The following is a 4,681-nucleotide window of genomic DNA, read 5'->3' as shown; positions in this document are numbered from 1 at the left end:
ACTGGTAGCTTTCTTTATCATTGTCGCCTGCGCTTCCACCCTTTACAAGGCGGGCATTAGAATCGAAGAGGCCAGGGACGCTGCAGCTTCCCTGCAGCCTCTTGCCGGCAAAATGGCCTCCGGCCTGTTTGCCTTTGGACTGTTCATCGCCTCTGTTTTTTCGGCCACTATTTTACCGCTGGCCACCGCCTTTTATATCTGCGAGGCATTCGGTTTTGAGGCCGGAGTGGATAAAACGTGGAAAACAGCACCTGAATTCTACACGCTGTTTACCATCATTATTACTATCGCCGTGGCAATTATTCTAATACCTGGAGCGCCCCTCATTACCATCACCATCTGGACTCAAACATTGAATGGGATCCTTTTGCCGGTCGTCCTCATCTCTATGATCAGGATGGTGAACAACAAAGATATTATGGGGGATTATACCAGCAACCCCCTTTCCAACGCGATTGCGTGGGCGACCGTAATCATTCTGATTGCCCTGACAGCAGCCCTGTTCATCATACCCATGCTGAAATTCATCAGGCCCTTGTTAAAGTGAAAAAAATTTAAAAATGGAGCCTTCTGGTAACGGCTTTTTCAGGCCCCTTGCTTGTTAAGAATGTTGAAAAAGTTTCGAAAGGTTATATAAAGAAATATAACTTTATGGACCAAGTGGAGGGATAAAAGTGGGTAAATTGCGCCGTCAGCTGACAATACTGACCTCCGTTCTGGCCCTGCTGGCCGTAGCCGTTACGCTGCTGGCCGGGTGGTCGACCCATGGCAACGGACCAGCCACCCTGGCCGGAGCGGCAGCGGGTGTATTGCTGGCCGGGGTCATCGCAGCTTTCTCCTATTCTTCGCTGCAGTCCACGGTGAACATGGTTATCGCCAAAACGGACAAAGCCATCGCCGGAGACCTGACCGAACGAATTGAGGAACGCAGCTTCGGCTGGGGAGAAATCGACCGGCTGGTAACCAATGTCCGCAGGGTATTAAAAGGAGTACATAAATGGTTCGGGCTGGTAAAGGATTACTCAGAACAGCTCACCACTTCCACCGGCCGGATTATCTCAGGCACGGAGCAAATCAGCTCAGGTAGTCAGGAACAGGCCGGAGAAGTGCAAAAACTCCTCCAGGGAATTGAAGCGCTGGCTCGTTCAGCCAGACAGTCAGCGGAAAAAGCCCGGGAAACGGCGTCCCTCGCCCGGGAAACCGACCTCACCGCCCGACATGGGGGTGAAGCGGTAGACAGAGTAATCAGTGGAATGGGCCTGATCCATGAAAAGATCCGCACCCTCAACGAAAGTTCCGCCCGCATCGGCCAGTTTGTCCAGGTGATCGAGGATATCGCCGCCCAAACCAACCTGCTGGCTCTGAACGCAGCCATTGAAGCAGCCAGGGCCGGAGAACACGGGCGGGGGTTTGCGGTAGTAGCCCAGGAAGTAAGGGGGCTGGCGGAGAATTCCGCCCGTTCCACCAGGGAGATCACCCAGCTCGTAGCAGGCATCCAGGGAGCAACCGGAGAAACCGTGGCCGCTGTAGAACAGGGGCTGCAGATTACCGGGGAAGTACAGGAAGCCTTCCGCAATATCATTTCTCAAATGAGGCGCACCGTGGAAAGCATCGAAGAACTGGCCTCCGCCGCCCAGGAACAGGCAGCCAGCACGGAGCAGATGGTAGGCGGGGTGGAAGCCATTGCTGCCGTTGCTGAGCAGGCGGCCGCCAGCTGCCAGGAAACAGCCGCTATCACCAGTGAACTCACTGCGCTGGCCGATAAGCTGAAGGCTGTAGCTGAAATATGGAAATTCAGCTAGCGTGCCTACCGCATCGTGTCAGAGAGACGGTCAGCTGAAACGGTACGCTGCCGGGGAAAGACGCGCAAGACACCGGCCACCTCCAGTACCAGCAGTAGGAGTTGCCGGTAATTGAGCGCGAACAGGAAGCCGCACAAGTAAGAAATCCGAATCAACCAGGGAGCGGGAACCAGCACTGGAGACAGCAAAACGGTGACCAGCATCAGCACCCAGAACATGAAAGCCCTGGTAAGGGAAGAAAAGCACGCCGGGGCAACCAGCTGGTTGAGTCTGTCACACGCCAGGGACAGGACAACCACTCCGGCCAGGACAACCGGCCATACCAGAGCCGGCTCTGGAGGTAAACCGAGCGAATACCAGAAATAGAGCAACAGGTAATGGGCGTAGAAAAAAAAGAGGGAACGCCGGCCCAGGTAAACCAGCCACCCTGGAACTGCCCGCAGAAAGGGTTGCATAGCAGCCAGAACACCGTACAAAACAAGGCCGACCAGGAAAAATTGGATGTTCATGTCCCACTTTTCGCAATGACCGAGGCCGTGCAGGGAGAGGGCAGTGTAAGCAGCTCCCGCTCCAAGCGTAACCAGGACAGCTGCTCTCCGGTGATTATAACAGAAAATACCCCACAGGAAAAAAGCGAGCCAGGGGAAAAGCGTGAACAGCCCGGGTGGAATAAGAAAACAGGTTGCCATAGTGGCCGGGATGGGCACTTTTTTAGCCGCCAGATGCAGCAGAAACGGCAGCGGAAATAAAAAACCGCTTATTTCCGGGCCGAGCCGGTAGATGAAAAAAATGGTCATGAGAACCCCAAGGGCGATGCCCTGCAGAACCTCGGATTGTGGTTCGTGCCAGAAGTTAACCCCTTTGGCACCCACAAAACTAAGCCCGAGAAAAAAGAAAAGGACGTAGAAAAGGGACAGGCTACCGGGAGGACGTAAACGGAGTTGAAGTACCGTCGTGACCCCGCTGACACCAAAAAAAATAACGGGTGCGAACGTGCCCAGAAAAACGAGCTGGTGAGTTATCCAGCTGTCCGTGGCAACGTGGGAATGAGCGAAAAACATGAGGACACAGGCCAGTGTCTTCAACAAGTCCAGTGAATCATCCCGCTTTGACAATGGGACTCCCCCCTTTGTGGAAATCTATCCCTCCACATATTTATTTATATTCCCCTGAAGAAACATCTCTCCTTTCCGGTGGATGGCTAAACCTTTAAAAAAGCTCTGGTTTTTATAAAAAGAAAAAAGCTCCCGGTTAAAAAAACACCGGGAGCATTGATATTGTGCTGAAGGAGGTTGTCTGTGGTGTCTCGTTAGTACCAGCGGATTCACACTTTAGGGGGGTGTTCTAAGGATCTGAACAATTTTTACTGGTGCGGGCGGTGGGAGTTGAACCCACACGGGTTTCCCCACCGGATCCTAAATCCGGCGCGTCTGCCATTCCGCCACGCCCGCATAAAAATTGGTGAGCCATGGAGGACTCGAACCTCCGACACCCTGATTAAAAGTCAGGTGCTCTACCAGCTGAGCTAATGGCCCACTTCATCCCTCTCACTTAATCCTGATATAAAATTATAGTTGGTCGCTGGCCAAGCTGCTGCCAGATACGACCAACTACTTCTTTCGTGTTTGGCTGGGGCGGCTGGATTCGAACCAACGAATGGCGGGTCCAAAGCCCGCTGCCTTACCGCTTGGCTACGCCCCAGCGTGGGGTGGAAGATGGGACTCGAACCCACGACCCCCAGGGCCACAACCTGGTGCTCTAACCAACTGAGCTACATCCACCACATCCCGCGAGGAACAGGAACAGCACCTCTTTCGCGGTGCACCCCTGCTCCGTCAGCATTTGTTATTATAACAACTCTATTTTCAAAAGTCAAGGAGATTTCTACAGGAAATTTATAACTAAAATTATACGCTGGCCAGAGAGACCGGACTGTGGTCGGACCTTGTTTTAAACAAACGGTTCCTGTCACTTAATACTTTAAATAGCTGCACATCTCGAGCGAAGCCACAACGCGTAAAAAACTTCCTGCCTGTACCAGTTGTCTGCCTCACGTACATAATTGTACCCTGTTCCAGGGCCTGCTCCAGGTAACCCAGCAATAACCTGCCCAACCCTCTTTGCCGAAATTCTTTTTTAATCAGGATAATATCGATTTGAATTAAATCGATACGTTCCGGAATAAAAGAACAAAAACCTACAGGGTGCCCATTCCTGTCAAACATGGAGAGAACAAAGTGCTCCGCCATTTTTTTAAGACCGGAATAATCGGGATTGATTTCCCCCAGGTCGTCAAATAAAACCTGAAGGGTTTCACAGATAAACCAGGGGACTTCGACCACTCCCGGAAGACGGCTGACCAGACAGGTTCGAATTTCACCTGCTCCTTCTACTCCTTCCGGGCAGTACAGATAAAAATGGTACTCCTCACAAGGTACCATAAAACCCCCTCCCCCTCGATACACCCCTGGAAAGGATATGGCTACCCGGAATATTATTCCAGTTACCTTAAATCTTATCTCTCTCTTTAACAATTATAACACAGCCCCAACCTTTTGGATCCCGCACTTTTTGAACTGAAAGGGAGGTTTTTCCGCTCGAGCCCCCTTGCACCTTTTACTAACCCCATTCATATCCTGTTATTGAAAACCGGCAATGAAAGGAGGTAACCAACAATGGCTCCTGATCCCGGCTATTACTACTACCATCACTTTGCCTTCCTTCTCTTCCTGATTCTCATTCTGCTGTTCTTTGGCAAAGGATTCTTCCCCTATCAGGCCGATTAAACCTGGACCGGGCGCAAAAAATGCGCCCGGTCTTTGCTTTAAAGAAAGCCACATATTAATAAGGCCAGATGGCAATACTTGAATCAAGAGAGT

The 4,681-nt window shown here is 51.7% G+C and carries 4 protein-coding genes and 4 tRNA genes; 2 read left to right on the top strand and 6 right to left on the bottom strand.

What is annotated here, in order from left to right; all coding sequences use genetic code 11:
* A partial coding sequence (locus tag ACPLUI_RS11185) for a divalent metal cation transporter (protein WP_424660342.1) occupies positions 1-547 on the top strand: 547 nt, incomplete at its 5' end.
* A 127-nt stretch (positions 548-674) separates the two neighbouring features.
* Complete coding sequence (locus ACPLUI_RS11180) at positions 675-1,802, top strand: methyl-accepting chemotaxis protein (protein WP_424660341.1); 1,128 nt, start codon at positions 675-677, stop codon at positions 1,800-1,802.
* A 5-nt stretch (positions 1,803-1,807) separates the two neighbouring features.
* Here ACPLUI_RS11180 and ACPLUI_RS11175 read toward each other — a convergent pair whose 3' ends face one another.
* The 6 genes from ACPLUI_RS11175 to ACPLUI_RS11150 form a co-directional block, all read right to left on the bottom strand.
* On the bottom strand, positions 1,808-2,917 hold the full coding sequence (locus ACPLUI_RS11175; RefSeq protein ID WP_424660340.1) for an acyltransferase family protein: 1,110 nt from the start codon (positions 2,915-2,917) through the stop codon (positions 1,808-1,810).
* Between the two features lie 252 nt (positions 2,918-3,169).
* Positions 3,170-3,253, bottom strand: a tRNA-Leu gene (locus tag ACPLUI_RS11170).
* Between the two features lie 8 nt (positions 3,254-3,261).
* Positions 3,262-3,337, bottom strand: a tRNA-Lys gene (locus ACPLUI_RS11165).
* 91 nt (positions 3,338-3,428) lie between these two features.
* Positions 3,429-3,503, bottom strand: a tRNA-Gln gene (locus ACPLUI_RS11160).
* A 3-nt stretch (positions 3,504-3,506) separates the two neighbouring features.
* Positions 3,507-3,583 (bottom strand) — tRNA-His (locus tag ACPLUI_RS11155).
* Between the two features lie 126 nt (positions 3,584-3,709).
* Positions 3,710-4,243, bottom strand: a complete 534-nt coding sequence (locus ACPLUI_RS11150) for a GNAT family N-acetyltransferase (RefSeq protein WP_424660339.1) — start codon at positions 4,241-4,243, stop codon at positions 3,710-3,712.
* Positions 4,244-4,681 lie beyond the last annotated feature (438 nt).

It is taken from the genome of Desulfofundulus sp. (genome assembly GCF_049701015.1).
GTDB lineage: Bacteria > Bacillota > Desulfotomaculia > Desulfotomaculales > Desulfovirgulaceae > Desulfofundulus.
This window is presented reverse-complemented; position numbering and strand designations above follow the sequence as displayed.